Source organism: Arthrobacter sp. ERGS1:01, from assembly GCF_001281315.1.
Classification (GTDB): Bacteria; Actinomycetota; Actinomycetes; order Actinomycetales; family Micrococcaceae; genus Specibacter.
Genome location: NZ_CP012479.1, coordinates 3,707,978 through 3,721,696, shown reverse-complemented (window position 1 = coordinate 3,721,696; position 13,719 = coordinate 3,707,978). Strand labels below are relative to the sequence as shown.

Annotated in this window: 14 protein-coding genes and 1 tRNA gene; 5 read left to right on the top strand and 10 right to left on the bottom strand. The window is 66.6% G+C overall.

The window, feature by feature from the left end; translation table 11 throughout:
- Nucleotides 1-21: 21 nt before the first annotated feature.
- A complete protein-coding gene (locus AL755_RS20795; protein WP_054013229.1) occupies nucleotides 22-951 on the bottom strand; it encodes an AEC family transporter in 930 nt (309 codons plus the stop codon).
- Nucleotides 952-1,049: 98 nt separating this feature from the next.
- Here AL755_RS20795 and AL755_RS20790 point away from each other — a divergent pair, with 98 nt between their 5' ends.
- The gene (locus tag AL755_RS20790) at nucleotides 1,050-1,976 is read left to right on the top strand and encodes an NAD-dependent epimerase/dehydratase family protein (RefSeq protein WP_237762566.1); all 927 of its coding nucleotides are present in this window, start codon (nucleotides 1,050-1,052) and stop codon (nucleotides 1,974-1,976) included.
- A gap of 28 nt (nucleotides 1,977-2,004) precedes the next feature.
- Here the strand turns inward: AL755_RS20790 and AL755_RS20785 are convergent, their stop codons facing one another.
- The gene (locus AL755_RS20785) at nucleotides 2,005-2,439 is read right to left on the bottom strand and encodes a MarR family winged helix-turn-helix transcriptional regulator (protein ID WP_054012646.1); all 435 of its coding nucleotides are present in this window, start codon (nucleotides 2,437-2,439) and stop codon (nucleotides 2,005-2,007) included.
- A gap of 51 nt (nucleotides 2,440-2,490) precedes the next feature.
- Between AL755_RS20785 and AL755_RS20780 the strand changes: the two genes are divergently transcribed.
- Entirely contained in the window at nucleotides 2,491-3,894 is a 1,404-nt protein-coding gene (locus AL755_RS20780) for a DHA2 family efflux MFS transporter permease subunit (RefSeq protein ID WP_054012645.1), read from the top strand.
- Here AL755_RS20780 and panD read toward each other — a convergent pair.
- Nucleotides 3,891-4,301, bottom strand: a complete 411-nt coding sequence (gene panD, locus AL755_RS20775) for an aspartate 1-decarboxylase (protein ID WP_082369471.1) — start codon at nucleotides 4,299-4,301, stop codon at nucleotides 3,891-3,893. The two genes, AL755_RS20780 and panD, sit on opposite strands and share 4 nt — an antisense overlap.
- A gap of 60 nt (nucleotides 4,302-4,361) precedes the next feature.
- Complete coding sequence (locus AL755_RS20770) at nucleotides 4,362-5,237, bottom strand: LysR substrate-binding domain-containing protein (RefSeq protein ID WP_054012643.1); 876 nt, start codon at nucleotides 5,235-5,237, stop codon at nucleotides 4,362-4,364.
- Between the two features lie 127 nt (nucleotides 5,238-5,364).
- Between AL755_RS20770 and AL755_RS20765 the strand changes: the two genes are divergently transcribed.
- Both AL755_RS20765 and AL755_RS20760 read left to right on the top strand, forming a co-directional pair.
- Nucleotides 5,365-6,723 (top strand): MFS transporter, encoded by a 1,359-nt coding sequence (locus tag AL755_RS20765; RefSeq protein ID WP_054012642.1) that lies wholly within the window; start codon nucleotides 5,365-5,367, stop codon nucleotides 6,721-6,723.
- 85 nt (nucleotides 6,724-6,808) lie between these two features.
- Nucleotides 6,809-7,903: a fatty acid desaturase family protein gene (locus AL755_RS20760; protein ID WP_054012641.1), complete on the top strand. Its 1,095-nt coding sequence runs from the start codon at nucleotides 6,809-6,811 to the stop codon at nucleotides 7,901-7,903.
- A 22-nt stretch (nucleotides 7,904-7,925) separates the two neighbouring features.
- Here AL755_RS20760 and AL755_RS20755 read toward each other — a convergent pair whose 3' ends face one another.
- From AL755_RS20755 to AL755_RS20735, 5 genes are all read right to left on the bottom strand, one after another.
- Complete coding sequence (locus tag AL755_RS20755; RefSeq protein WP_054012640.1) at nucleotides 7,926-9,098, bottom strand: N(5)-(carboxyethyl)ornithine synthase; 1,173 nt, start codon at nucleotides 9,096-9,098, stop codon at nucleotides 7,926-7,928.
- A 172-nt stretch (nucleotides 9,099-9,270) separates the two neighbouring features.
- A tRNA-Gly gene (locus AL755_RS20750) sits at nucleotides 9,271-9,341 on the bottom strand.
- Between the two features lie 107 nt (nucleotides 9,342-9,448).
- Entirely contained in the window at nucleotides 9,449-9,739 is a 291-nt protein-coding gene (locus tag AL755_RS20745) for an SHOCT domain-containing protein (RefSeq protein ID WP_054012639.1), read from the bottom strand.
- A gap of 132 nt (nucleotides 9,740-9,871) precedes the next feature.
- Nucleotides 9,872-11,059 (bottom strand): cation:proton antiporter, encoded by a 1,188-nt coding sequence (locus tag AL755_RS20740; protein ID WP_054012638.1) that lies wholly within the window; start codon nucleotides 11,057-11,059, stop codon nucleotides 9,872-9,874.
- A 7-nt stretch (nucleotides 11,060-11,066) separates the two neighbouring features.
- Entirely contained in the window at nucleotides 11,067-11,552 is a 486-nt protein-coding gene (locus tag AL755_RS20735; protein ID WP_054012637.1) for a cation:proton antiporter regulatory subunit, read from the bottom strand.
- Between the two features lie 124 nt (nucleotides 11,553-11,676).
- Between AL755_RS20735 and dcd the strand changes: the two genes are divergently transcribed.
- On the top strand, nucleotides 11,677-12,252 hold the full coding sequence (dcd, locus tag AL755_RS20730) for a dCTP deaminase (protein WP_054012636.1): 576 nt from the start codon (nucleotides 11,677-11,679) through the stop codon (nucleotides 12,250-12,252).
- A 69-nt stretch (nucleotides 12,253-12,321) separates the two neighbouring features.
- Here the strand turns inward: dcd and AL755_RS20725 are convergent, their stop codons facing one another.
- Nucleotides 12,322-13,653, bottom strand: coding sequence for an MFS transporter (locus tag AL755_RS20725; protein ID WP_054012635.1), 1,332 nt, complete (start codon nucleotides 13,651-13,653; stop codon nucleotides 12,322-12,324).
- Nucleotides 13,654-13,719 lie beyond the last annotated feature (66 nt).

Genomic DNA, 13,719 nt, shown 5'->3' with positions numbered 1-13,719 from the left:
GGATTCTCGCTATGTAAGCAGTCACGATCCGAGCAGGAATGCCACCACGAACATGGCCGGAATGGCCAGGATGGTGGTGGCCAGCACGGTGTCCTTCGCCACGGCGAGGCCCACCTGGTAGCGCTGCGCCGTGACGTACACGTTTTGTGCCGTGGGCAGCGACGCGGCAACGACGACGGCGAACAGTCCCGCGCCGTCCATTCCCAGCGCAAAGTGCCCCAACAGGTAGGCAACAAGGGGGTGCAGCACCAGCTTGAAGCCCGTGGCCAACAGCGTGTCCGCTCGCCGGCCGTCCGTGGCGGCGAGCGGCTTGCTCGTGGCCAGCGACATGCCAAAGGCGATGAGGATCGCCGGAATGGCGGCCCCGCCAATCAGATGGATGGGTTCAGCCAGCAGGTTCGGCAGCTGCCAGCCCGTCGCGGCCAGGATGAGCCCGGCGACAGTGGCCAGGATCATCGGGTTGCGGAAGATCTGCAGGAAAACCCGCCAGGGGGTGGTCCGGCGACCACTCGTGAGGCTGTCCAGCAGCAACAGATAGGTGGGTGTGTAGAACGCCAGCTGGAAAATCAGCACGGGCGCTATGAGCGCCGCATTTCCCAGCACATAGGCCGCGATGGGGATGCCGAGGTTCGCGGCATTGGCTGTGGAGGAGGACATCGCCGAGAGCAGGGCTTCGGCCAGGGGTCGTTTCAGCCAGAACCTGGCCACCAGCAGGAACACCCCGCCGGTAAACACGGCGCTGGCTGCGGCCACCAAGAGGGGCTCGGCGAACACCGAAGCGAGGTTCGCCCGGCCGAGGGTTTCCACCAGAAGTGCCGGGCTTGCCACGAAGAAGGACAGCCGGCTGAGCACCTGCTGCGCATTCTCGCCCAGCACGTTGCGCCGCCCCACGAACCAGCCCACCAGGATGATGATCCAGACAACGGAGAACCCCTCGATGACCGCTAGCACGGCGGGGGTAGGCTGGGCATATTCACGGCTGGCACGTCCCAAGCTTAGGCGGGGGAGGTGCATCCGCAGCAGCCGGGCCGTCATCAAAAGGAGCAAATGTGACCTCCCGCCCCACCGAGACCCGCACCGAGACCCCCATCAGGACCCGCGGCAAGGCCCCCATTAGGACGGTTGCCGTGACGGGCGCACACGGCAAGGCCGGCCGGGCCGCCGTGGCCGAGCTTTTGACGCACGGCTACGAGGTGCTGGCCTGCGACGTTGCCGGGCCGGTGGGCCGCAACTCGGATTTGGGCTGCCCCACGATGCGTGCGGACCTGACCAGCTACGGGCAGGCGGTGCAGGCGCTCAGCGGGGCCGACGCCGTCGTACACATGGCCAACATTCCCGAGCCCGGCATGTTCCCGCCCGCCGAAACCCTCAACCGCAACACCGCCATGAACCACAACGTGTTCCTGGCCGCGCAGTCGCTGGGGCTGGCGCGCGTGGTGTGGGCCTCGAGCGAGACCACGCTTGGCCTGCCTTTTGCGGGCGACGGCGGGACCTTGCGTTATGCGCCGGTCGACGAGGCCCATTTCCCGCACCCTTCCTCGACGTACGCGCTGTCCAAGGTGCTGGGGGAGGCTGCCGCGGCACAGTTTGCGGCGTGGAGCGGCATTCCGTTCGTGGGATTGCGGCTGACGAACATCTTCACGGAGGCCGAATATTCGCGGGTGCCCGGATTCTGGGCGGACCCGATGTCCAGGGCATGGAACCTGTGGGGATATGTGGATACCCGCGATGTGGGCGCCGCCTGCCGGAACGCGATCGAGGCGGACAGTACCGGATCGGAAAACCTGATCATCGCCGCAGCGGACACCCTCATGGACGTCCCGTCGGCGGAACTGCTGGCAAAGTTCTTCCCGGAGCTGGAGCGGCGCACGGAGATCGCCGGATACGAGACACTGCTGGCCATCGACGCCGCACGCAGGGTTATTGACTATGCCCCGGCGCACTCGTGGCGGGACAGCGTGACCGGCGCCCGGTGAACAGGCTGCCCGAAATGGGCCGCCAGGGCTACGCCCGTCCGTGTTCCTGGACGATGGCGTAGGCCTCCGCCAGGAGCGCCTCCATGCGGGCCAGGGTATCCGGGTCCGCCGTGGGGAGCGCCTCGGCGAGGGTGGCAGTGATGGTCCGGGCCCCGCGTTCGGCGAAGACCTCCATGCGGGCCTGCGGGTCAATGCTCACCAGGGACTTGCGGCCGTCGTTCGGGTCCGCCTCGGTGACGAAGATTCCGCCCTCGCGCATGAGGGCGACGGTCTTGGAGACGAGGCTCTGGGCCAGCCGGGTGCGTTGGGCGATGTCCTTGATGGGGCTGGCCGGGTGGCGTGAAACGTCCTCGATGACGGCCAGTTCGCCGGCGGAAACGGGGTACTCCCCGGGGTCCGCACTGGTGGCCAGGGCGACCTCCCGGAGCCCCCGGGCCAGCCTGTACAGTTCAAATCCGCGCATGGCTGCAGACTATATGAACAAAGATGCATCTGGAGTAATGTATCTCTTGTGATGGAAATTGCACATGGGACTGCGAGGTCCCGCCAGCTTGGCGCCACGGTCCAGTTCGCATTGCAGGCGGGCCCGCTGCTGTCCATGGTGGACTCGAGCATCGTCAACGTGGCGCTTCCCTCGATCGCCCGGGAGACGGCGTCGGGCCTGGCACAGGTCCAGTGGACCGTCAGCGGCTACCTGTTGGCGCTCGGCGTGGGACTGTCGCTGACGCCGTATCTGGCGCGGAAGCTCGGCGGGAAGAACCTGTACATCGCGGCGATGGCCGGGTTCACCCTGGCGTCCCTGATGTGTGCCACGGTCCCGTCCCTGGAGCTGCTGGTCGCGGCCCGGGTGCTCCAGGGCATCTGCGGTGCGCCGCTGGTGCCGTTGGCCATGGGCATGCTGCTGGGAAATGGCCGGGGAGCCAAGTCTGTCTCACCCGTGGCGGGGGTCCTGCTGTTCGCGGCGCCCGCGTTTGGCCCGTCGTTGGGCGGACTGCTGATCGGTGCGGGTGGCTGGCGCTGGATCTTCCTGGTCAACGTGCCCATCGGCATCCTGGCCGTGGCGTCGGCGCGGCGGATTCCGGCGGAAGTGGCGCCCGCGCGGCAGGAAGGTGCCGGGTTCGACGTCGTTGGTTTCGTGTTGCTTGCGGCGGGACTCGTGGGCGTGCTCTCCGGGGTCGACGCCGGCAGCAGCCGCGGCTGGGACAACCCGCGGACCGTGTTGTTGCTGGGCGGGGGAGCGGTGTTGCTGGCCGCCTATGCGTGGCATGCCCTGCGCCGAAGCAATCCCGTGGTGGACCTCGCCGCGCTGCGCAGCCGCGGCCCCACCCTGTCGATCGTGCTGTGCGGGCTGGCTTCGGTTTCCACGTATTCGGCCATCCTGCTGGTGCCGACCTTTGCACAGGCCGTGCAGGGGCACTCGGCCGTCGCGACCGGGCTGGCCATGCTGCCGGCGGGGATCATGACGGGGCTCGGGGCGAGTCTGGGCAGCTGGCTGCAAGGCCGGATCGGCGTGCGGGTCATGGTCCTGGGCGGCCTGGCGCTGCTCGGTGGCAGCACGCTGCTGTTGCTACTGGTCACCGCGGGTACGCCGCTGGCGGTAACGGCCATCATCCTGACGGGGCGGTCGGCATCGATCGGGCTGGTCAGCACCCCGCTGCTGCTCGCCATGAGCTCGCGCCTGACCGACACCCAGGCGACCGACGCCAATACGCTGTTCAACATCGTCCAGCGGGTTGCCGGCTCCCTGGGCGTGGCGCTCGTGGCAACGCTCTACGCCTCCGGGGCGGCGTCCGTGGGGCCGGTTGCGGCGTTGCACCACGTGGGCCTGGTGCTGACCGCGCTGACGGTGGTGGCACTGCTCGGGGCGCTGTGGTTGCCGAGGAGCACGGACAGCGAAAACCCGCGTGGCGAAAACTAAAGTGCCAGGGCGGGGCGCAACAGGCCCTCGGTGACGGCCTCGGCCGGATCGGTGCCCAGCTGGACAATCCTGTTCCCGGCATCCACATGGACCACGGAGGGCACGAACTCGCGCGCTTCCGCCGTCGTCATTTGGGCATAGGTGATCAGGATGACGAGGTCGCCCACGCCCACCAGGTGCGCCGCGGCGCCATTGATGCCGATCACGCCGGAGCCGCGCTCGCCGGCAATCGTGTACGTTTCCAGGCGGGCACCATTGGTGATGTCCACAATGGAGACAAGCTCGCCCGGCAGGATGTCCGCGGCGTCCAGCAGATCCGCGTCGACGGTGACCGAGCCAACGTAGTGGAGGTCGGCGTGGGTCACGGTGGCGCGGTGGATCTTGGACTTAAACATGGTTCGGTTCATAACGGCACCAGTCTACCGCCGCCCCGCAAGCGGCCGCCGCGGATGTTACCGCCGGCGCAGTTACCTCCGGCTGAGCGGGGTGAGCTTGCGCCCCATGATGGCCTGGGTCAGCGCGTCGATCACCTCGGTGTTGGCCAGCGGGTTGCGGATCAGCGTGAAGTCGACGTCGCCCACGGCCGGCAGGTCGAAGCGGCGGGTGATGATTTTCAGGTCGTCCGGCACCAACGACGTCGGCATGACGGCGATCCCGATCCCCGCCCGCAGCGCCGCCAAGACCCCGCTGATCTGCTTGGTGGTGCACGTGACCCGCCACGTGCGTCCGGCCTCCTCCAGTGCGTCGAGCGCCAGTTTCCGGCTCAGGCTCGGTGCGGGGTAGGCGATCACGGGAACCGGCGCCCCGGGTTCCAGCACGGTCTGCTCCAGGCCCACCCAGGCGAAGGTGTCCTGCTTGACCACCTCGCCCTCCTGCGCGCCGTTGACCCACTTGACGAACACGAGGTCCAGCTGGCCGGCCTTGAGCCGGCGGTGCAGCTGGTCGCTCTGGCTGACCGTTAGTTCCAGGTTGATCTGCGGGTAGAGCTGGCGGAATTCGCGCAGGATGCGGGGGAGCCCGGTGATGGCGAGGTCGTCCGCCGTCCCAAAACGCAGCCGGCCGCGCATGGCGGCGCCGGAGAAGTACCGGCTGGCGGCGTCGTTCGCGGCCAGGATGGTGCGCGCAAAACCGGCCATGGCGTCGCCGTTGTCGGTGAGCCGGACGTCCCGGGTATCCCTGGCCACGAGGATTCGCCCGGCCGCCTGCTCCAGTTTGCGCACGTGCTGGCTCACGGTGGGCTGGCTGATGCCGAGCCGTTCCGCGGCCCGGGTGAAGTTCCGGGTTTCGGCCACGGCCAGGAAGCTTTTGAGCTGGACGGGATCGAACGTTGGGGTGTCATGCATGCTGGTGCTCCGCCTCACTATTGCAATTCGCAATGGTACTTATAATCACCATACCCTTTCGGCATGGATCGGGCGCGCCTAGGGTTTTAAGGGACGAACCCCAACCCTTCCAGCCCAGGACTACGCGTTGACGCCCCCTCCAGCAACCCAGAATGCTGCCCTGACCGCCCCGATGAACGTTGTGACCACGCGCCCGCCGTGGAACCAGACTTTTTCCTCACTCAAGATCCGCAACTACCGCATCTTCGCCTCCGCCAACCTGCTGGCCGTCATCGCCGTATGGATGCAGCGAGTGGCGCAGGACTGGATGGTGCTTGAACTCTCCGGCTCCGTCACCGCCGTCGGCATCACCGTGTTCATGCAGTTCATCCCGTCCCTGGTGCTCATGCCCTTTGGCGGCATCCTGGCGGACAGGTACTCCAAACGGCTGATCCTGATGATCAGCCAAAGCGCCGCCGGCATCCTGGCCGCCGTCATGGCCGTGCTGGCATTGACGGGACACCTGCAGGTCTGGCACATCTACGTCATCGCGTTCATCCTGGGCCTGGTGGTGGTGGCCGACCAGCCCGCCCGCCAGGTCTTCGTCAACGAACTCGTGGGCCCCGCGCAGCTGCGTAACGCGATCAGCCTGAACTCCTCGATCTTCCAGATGGGCGGCATGGTGGGTCCCGCCGTCAGCGGCATCCTGATCACGGCCGTCGGCGGAGGATGGGCGTTTGCCGTGAACACCCTGGCCTGCGCCGTCACCGTCACCTCGCTGATCTTCATCCGCCCGGGCGAGCTGGTCAGAATGGCGCCGGGGAAGCGTGGCAAGGGCCAGCTCATGGAAGGCGTCCGCTACGCGCTGAGCAAGCCCACCATCTTCTGGCCCGCGGTCATGGCCGCGTTCTTCGCCGTCTTTGGTTTGAGCCTGGCCGTGCTGATGGCCGCCTATGCCAACAACGTGTTCGACGCCGGTGCCAGCGGCTACGGCCTGCTGAACACGCTCGTTGCGCTCGGGGCCCTGGCGGGCGCTCTGGCCTCGACCCGGATCGCCACGCTGCGGCTGCGCTCGGTCATGACGGCCGCCGGCGCCTACGGCGTGGTGCTCATGATCGCCTCGCTGGCGCCGAGCATGGCCAGCTTTGGGGCCGTCATGGTGGTGGCGGGATTCTGCTCGCTGCTGTTCCTGACCGGAGCCAACCAGTTGGTGCAGATGTCCACGAACGTGCTCATCCGGGGTCGCGTCATGAGCCTGTACATCATGGTGCTCATTGGCGGCCAGGCCCTGGGCGGGCCGCTCATGGGCTGGTTTGCCGAGCATCTCGGCGTGCAGTGGGCCATGCTCATTGCCGGTGGTATGCCGACCCTGGCCGCGGGCGTGATCGCCCTGGTCCTGGCCAAGCGCGGGCAGCTGACCCTGAAGGTCAACCTGCGCAGCGCCCGGCGGCCGCTGTTCATTGTTCCCCGGCCGGTTTCGGGGGCTGCAACACCGGAGCCTTCTTAAGCCTGCGGGGCTAAAATTGAAGGACGTAAAACTTACGGTTTCCAACGCCGGCTTACTAGGTCGACCCTGATCTGCCGGTGCCACCATGCAAAACCCCATCCCTGTCTCCGCCGAACCCGGGCCGGTGTCCGGCCGGGTCGTGCACACCAATCCCGTCATCGAAAGTTATGCCGTGCTGCTGAAAACCGCACGGTCGGCGGGACTCATGCGACGGCGTCGAACCTTTTACGCATTGGTCTTCGGCATCCTGTTGCTGGTCCTCGGATCGGCGGCCACGGGGTTTGTGCTGCTCGGCAGGACCTGGTTCCAACTGCTGATCGCCGCGGTGCTGGGGATCCTGTTCACCCAGTTCGCGTTCCTGGCGCACGAGGCGGCGCACCACCAGATCTTTGCCTCGGGCCGGGCCAACGACTGGTCGGCGCGGATCCTGGGCCCCCTGCTAGTGGGCATGAGCTACGCCATGTGGGTCAAAAAGCACACGGCACACCACCAGGATCCCAACACCAAGGGCAGGGATCCGGACATCCACACCGGAATCGTCGCCTTCCATGAGGAGGGTGCGGCACAAAAACGCGGTTTCGCGGCCGTCATCACCCGCCATCAGGGCACCCTGCTGTTCCCGCTGATCCTGTTCCTGGGCTTCAGCCTGGTGCTCGATTCCGCCAAGACCTTGTTTGGCCGGCGCGGGGTGCGGTACAGGTACGTGGAGATCGCCCTGCTGGTGCTGCGTTTTGGCGGTTATATGACGGTGCTGTTCCTGCTGCTGCCGTGGGGCATGGCACTGGCGTTCGTGGGTGTCCAGATGGCGGTATTCGGGTTCTATATGGGGGCGTCCTTTGCCCCGAACCACAAGGGCATGCCGATCCTGGAGGCCGGCAGCCGCGTGGACTTCCTCACCCGCCAGGTGGTGACGAGCCGCAACATTCGCGGCGGCGTCGTCATGGACACTCTCATGGGCGGGCTGAACCGCCAGGTGGAGCACCATCTGTTCCCGGACATGGCCCGCCCCGAACTGCACCGTGCCAACGCCATGGTCCGCCGGGCGTGCGAGAACAACGGCATTGTGTTCACCGAAACCTCGCTGCTGCAGTCCTACGCAATCGTCGTGGCCTACTTGAACCGGGTGGGGCTGTCGGCCGCCGACCCGTTCGAATGCCCGCTGACCCGGCAGTACCGTTAGGGCATGGGAATTACTGCGGCCGCTACCCCTCGGCCAGCGGCAGGTGCGGGTAGCTTTCCTGGCGGCCCTGGAACTCAAGGATCGCCGGGTTGATGATCACGCCGTCGTTGATCTCGATGGCGCGCTGGATGGTGTCAGTGGCCTTCCACGCCTCGGGACCGGCGAGGACGGGCTCGATGAACGGCAGCAGCGCCTCGCTGATTTCCCAGGTGGAGGAATTCCACAGATAGCTGGGGCTGTGGTCCACGGCGTAGTAGTTGATGTTCTCGCCCACCGTGAACATCGGCTCGGTGAAACTCGTGTTGCGGGCCCAGCTAAAGCCCATGCCCTCATCGCAGGAGACATCCACGATCAGGCTGCCCGGCCGGAACGCGTCCAGATCCGCCTCGGTCAGGTACGTCATGGGCGCGTTGGGGTCCTGCAGCGTGCAGTTCACCACGATGTCGGCCTCGGCCAGGAACCAGCTCAGGGGGACATCGCCGTCCTCCGACATCACGAAGCCGGCATGCGGGGGCTCCGGTGCAAAGTCGAACTGCACCATTTCGGCGGCGTGGATGGGGGCTGCGACGGCGGCCACGCTGCGGCTCGTGAGGACCTGCACATCCTGGATGCCGAGGGCTTGCAACGCCGTCACCGCGCCGCGGGCGGTGGCGCCAAAACCAATCACCACGGCTTTCATGCGGCGCCCGTAATTTCCCGTGGACCCCGTCAGTGCCAGCGAATGAAGAACGGAGCAGTAGCCGGCGAGCTCGTTGTTCTTGTGGAAGACATGCAGGCCAAAACCGCCGTCGCTGGTCCAGTGGTTCATGGCCTCGAAAGCGATCAGGGTCAGCTTCTTGTCAATGGCCAGCTGGGTGATGGCCCTGTCCTGGACACAGTGCGGCCAGCCCCAGAGGACCTGTCCGTCCCGCAGCTCAGCCAGGTCCGAGGCCTGCGGCTTGGGCAGGAGCACTACGTCGGCCTGCGCAATGACCTGCTCACGCGGGGCCACCTGACCCACCAGCTCCGCCAGTGCGGCATCGCTGACGCCGAACTTCAGCCCGTACCCTGACTCAACCACCATCCGGTCACGGATGTCGCGCTCAATCCGGGAAAAATGTTCCGGGTGGATGGGGGCCCGGCGCTCGTCGGGTTTGCGCGAACGCCCCAAGACGCCAAGCCGCAGTTCCGGTCGCAATGCTGAATTCTCGCCCATGCCAACTCCTAGAGTGGGGCCACAATGTCCCCTTAGGGCTGACCCTACACGCATTGTCGAGGCCGCCGGTACGCCCCGGGGCGCGGAAAATACGACGCCGGCCCGGGTTGCGTTCCCTTGGGCCGAGGCAAAAAAACACCCCGCTCCAAGGGAACGGGGTGTCACAAAACGGAGCGGGCGACGGGAATCGAACCCGCGTATCGAGCTTGGGAAGCTAGCGCTCTACCATTGAGCTACGCCCGCATGAGACACCACTTGACCGCAGGCGCAAACCCGATGGCGTGGTGCTTCGTTGAAAAGTCTAGCCGATGAAAAGCCGCTGTCCGGACACCCCGGAACGTGGCGATCCGCTAGCCGATCAGGGAGGCCTTGACGGTCGCAAACTCGGCGTCGGTCAACGCACCAGAGCTGTGCAGGGCGGCCAGGCGTTCCAGTTTGCTCAGCAGGTCCTCGGCCGGCGCCGGCACGGGCTGCGCAACGGGAACGGGCTGCACGGCGGGAGCCTGGGCGGCGTTCGCCTGCTGCGCCGCCGCCGCTTTGGCGTTGACTGCGTTACTGGCCGCCGTGGCCGTGCCGGCGATGACGGCGGTCCGGGCCGCGGTGCCCAACAGGGACGGGCGGTTGCGCCTGCCAAAAGCCATGGTGTTCTCCTCAGGAAGATGGTGGGAGCGGCAATCGTCCCCATGAGCCCCATCCTAGGGCGGTGGCTCCCAACCGTCGATACCCGCCCGTGGTGAGCCACGGCGTCGAACATCCCGGCAGGCAGGGGAGGCTTAGAAGGAGGGCTCGGGTTCGGGCGACTTCTTGCCCTGGAACAGCCGCACAAACGGCTCCACATAGCGGGCGGCCACGGGGCCAAAAACGGCCATGATCAACACATACGTGGTGGCCAGGGCGGCCAACTCCGCCGGGACCGCGCCCGAGGCCACGGCCAGGCCGGCAATGACAATGGAGAACTCGCCGCGGGCAATGAGCGCCGCACCCGCACGGGCCCGGCCCATGGTGGCAATGCCCTGGGATCTGGCCGCCCACCACCCCGTTGAGACCTTGGTTGCCGCGGTCACGACGGCGAGGATCAGGGCGAAGCCCAGCACGGGCGGGATGGTCCCGGGATCGGTGTTCAGGCCAAAGAGCACGAAGAACATGGCCGCGAAGAGGTCACGCAACGGCTCCAGCACGCGGGTGGCGTTCTCGGCCGTACCGCCGGAGATGGCGATGCCGAGCAGGAACGCGCCCACGGCGGCGGAAACCTGCAGCGCCGACGCAACACCCGCCACGAGCAGGGCGGCGCCCAGCAGCTTGAGCAGGAACGATTCCCTGTCCGGGCTGTCCAGGGCACTGGAGACAATGTGGCCGTATCGCAGGGCGCCCACCAGCACGGCGGAGATGACGGCCAGCGAAATACCCAGCGCCGTCAGCCCGCCCAGGAACGACACTCCGGCCAGGACGGCGGTGAGGATGGGCAGGTACGCGGCCATGGCCAGGTCCTCGATGACCAAAATGGCCAGCACCACGGGGGTCTCCCGGTTGCCGAGCCGGCCAAGATCGCCCAACACCTTCGCGATGATGCCCGAGGAGGAGCTGTAGGTGATGCCGGCCATGACCAGTGCGCCCACGGGGCCCCAGCCAAGAATCAAGGCGACGGCCACGCCCGGCAGCATGTTCAGTACCAGGTCAAGCAGGCCCGCCATCCAGGACTGGCGCAGGCCCGTGACGAGTTCGCGGGCCGTATATTCCAAACCAAGCATCAAGAGCAGGAGGATGACGCCGATCTCGCTGGCTATGTGGGCAAAGTCCTCAATCCCGCCAAGGTTGACCAGGCCGCCCTCGCCGAAAGCCAGCCCGCCCAGCAGGTAGAGCGGCACGGGGGACATGCCAATGCGTCCGGCCAGACGCCCCAAAAAGCCCAACCCGAAAAAGACGATTCCGAGTTGAATCAGGGACAGGGTGGTCGGGTCCACTGCGCGGCTACGTTCGGGACTGCAGGATCAGGGCCGCTTCCGCAAGGCCCTCATCCGTGCCGACGATGACGGCCAGGTCCCCGGGCTCCAGGAGCTGGTCCGGGCGCGGTGAACCGATGACGTCGCCGCCGCGCAGCAACGCCACGATGGACGTGCCCGTCCGGGTGCGCATATGGGTGTCCCCGAGCGGGCGGCCGGCATACTCGGAGCCCTCGCGGATCAGGATCTGGTGCGTGGTGACGCCGGGGACGTCCTTCTGCTCCGCCGAGAGCTGGGCAATGAGCTGGGTGGCGCCAAGCAGGGCGCCCAGCGCCGAGGATTCCTCCGCGCTCAGCGGGATCGACGCCGCACACGCGTCCGGATCGTCCCGGCGGGAAATAATGAGTTCGGTCTGGCCGTCCCGATGGGTCACGACACCCATGCGGCGGCCGTTGGCGAGTCGCAGCTCCCGGCGGACTCCAATGCCGGGAAGCGGAGTCTCTTCAATATTCATGGTCCTACCTTAGTCCCAGGGCGTCTGTCGCCCACGATTGAATTCAACGCTCGCGGAGGTCAAAAAAGTCCCGTCCGGCCGCCCCGCGCCGGGTCACCAGCGGCAAGTGCGCTATTTTTAGAGGGTGCTGATCTCTGACCGCGACATACGTGCCGAAATTGACGCCAAGCGCATTGTCTTGGACCCCTACGACCCCGCCATGGTGCAGCCGTCGAGTGTCGACGTGCGCATCGACAGGTTCTTCCGGCTTTTTGACAACCACCGCTACGCGCACATCGACCCCGCGGAGGAACAGCCCGAGCTGACCCGCATGGTGGAGGTGGACCCCGACGAGGCGTTCGTCCTGCACCCCGGCGAGTTCGCACTGGCGTCCACCTACGAGACCGTCACGCTGCCGGACAACGTTGCCGCACGCCTGGAGGGCAAGTCCTCGCTGGGCCGCCTGGGCCTGCTCACGCACTCCACGGCCGGCTTCATCGACCCTGGCTTCTCGGGCCACATCACCTTGGAGCTTTCCAATGTGGCCACCCTGCCCATCAAGCTGTGGCCGGGCATGAAGATTGGCCAGCTGTGCTTCTTCCAGCTCAGCTCCCCGGCGGAGAACCCCTACGGGACCGGCCCGCACCAGAACCGCTACCAGGGCCAGCGCGGCCCCACGGCCTCACGGTCCTTCCTGAATTTCCACCGCACCAGCATCTAGGTGGACCAACGTTGAGGGGCGGAGATCCGCCCCTCAACGTTTTTAACGGTCCCTACGGACCTGGCGCTCCTAATGGCCGACGGCGCCGGCGTGCGGCGGGGCCTTGACCGGCAGCAGGAGCAGCAAACCGGCCAGCAGCACCACCAGGATGCCCAGGATGCCCCAGCGCTGGGAGTCGAAAATGCTGATGAACAGCGCGAACAGGCCCGGGGCAATGAAGGACGCGGCCCGCCCCGTGGTCGCGTAGAGCCCAAACAGCTCGCCCTCCTGGCCCTCCGGGGCCAGCCGCGCAATGTAGGCCCGCGCGGACGCCTGCGCCGGACCCACGAACAGGGTCAGGATCAGCCCGAAGACCCAGAACGCGGTCTTGCCGTGCAGGAACAACAGCGCCGTGCCGGAGCCGAGCAGGCCGATCAGCGACACCACGATGACCGATTTCGGACCGAATTTGTCGTCAAAGAACCCCGCGGACAGAGCGCCGATCGCCGCCACCACGTTGCCGGCGATCGCGAAGATCAGCACGTCGCCGGTCTTGAAGCCGAAGGAGCCCACCGCTACGACGGCGCCAAACGTGAAGATGGCGGCCAGGCCGTCGCGGAAGATGGCGCTGGAAATCAGGAAGAACAGCGTGTGCCGGGACGTCTTCGCCAGCCGCTTGATGGTCCGCCACAGTTCAAGGTAGGACCGGAAGAATCCCACGCGCGGCATGTCCGGGTTTACCGTCGACTCCGGAATCGCCAGCAGGACGGGGATGGAGAAGATGATGATCCAGATCGCGGAGAACACGGCCACGGCGCGGTAGGTCATGCCGTCGGCGCTCGTGATTCCGAAGATGCCGACGTCGGGCTTGATGAGCGTGTAGAACACGATGAGCAGGGCCACGATGCCGCCCAGGTAGCCGGCCGCCCAGCCGAAGCCGCTGATCTTGCCGATGCTGTGCTTGGTGGAGATCTGCAGCAGCATGGCGTTGTAGCTGACGCCGGCAATCTCGAAGAAGACGGTGCCGGCGGCGATCAGGATGCAGCCCAGCAGCAGGAATGATTCGTGCGGCTGCACGAAGAAGCAGGCCCCGGTCAGCAATGCCACGAGCAGGGTGTTGATGCCCAGCCACAGTTTGCGCCGGCCGCTGTGGTCGGTGCGCTGCCCGGCCACGGGCGCCAGCAGGGCGATGGCCAGGCCGGAGACGGAGAGGGTGTAGCCGAGCACGGCGGTGGCGTGTTTGGCCCCGCCGAAGGCGTCGGTGGTCAGGTACAGGGCCGTAAAGATGAACGTGGTCATGACGGCGTTGAACGCGGCCCCGCCCCAGTCCCACGCAGACCACGCAACAACCTGCCAGAGCGTGCCGGGCTTTTTGGCTGCGGTTGCGGGCGGAAGCGCGGCAGTCGGGGGATACTCAGTCATAACGCACATGCTATCCGGCTGCCGCAATACAAAGGTGAACATGAAGCAGCTGTACCGGACTACGTG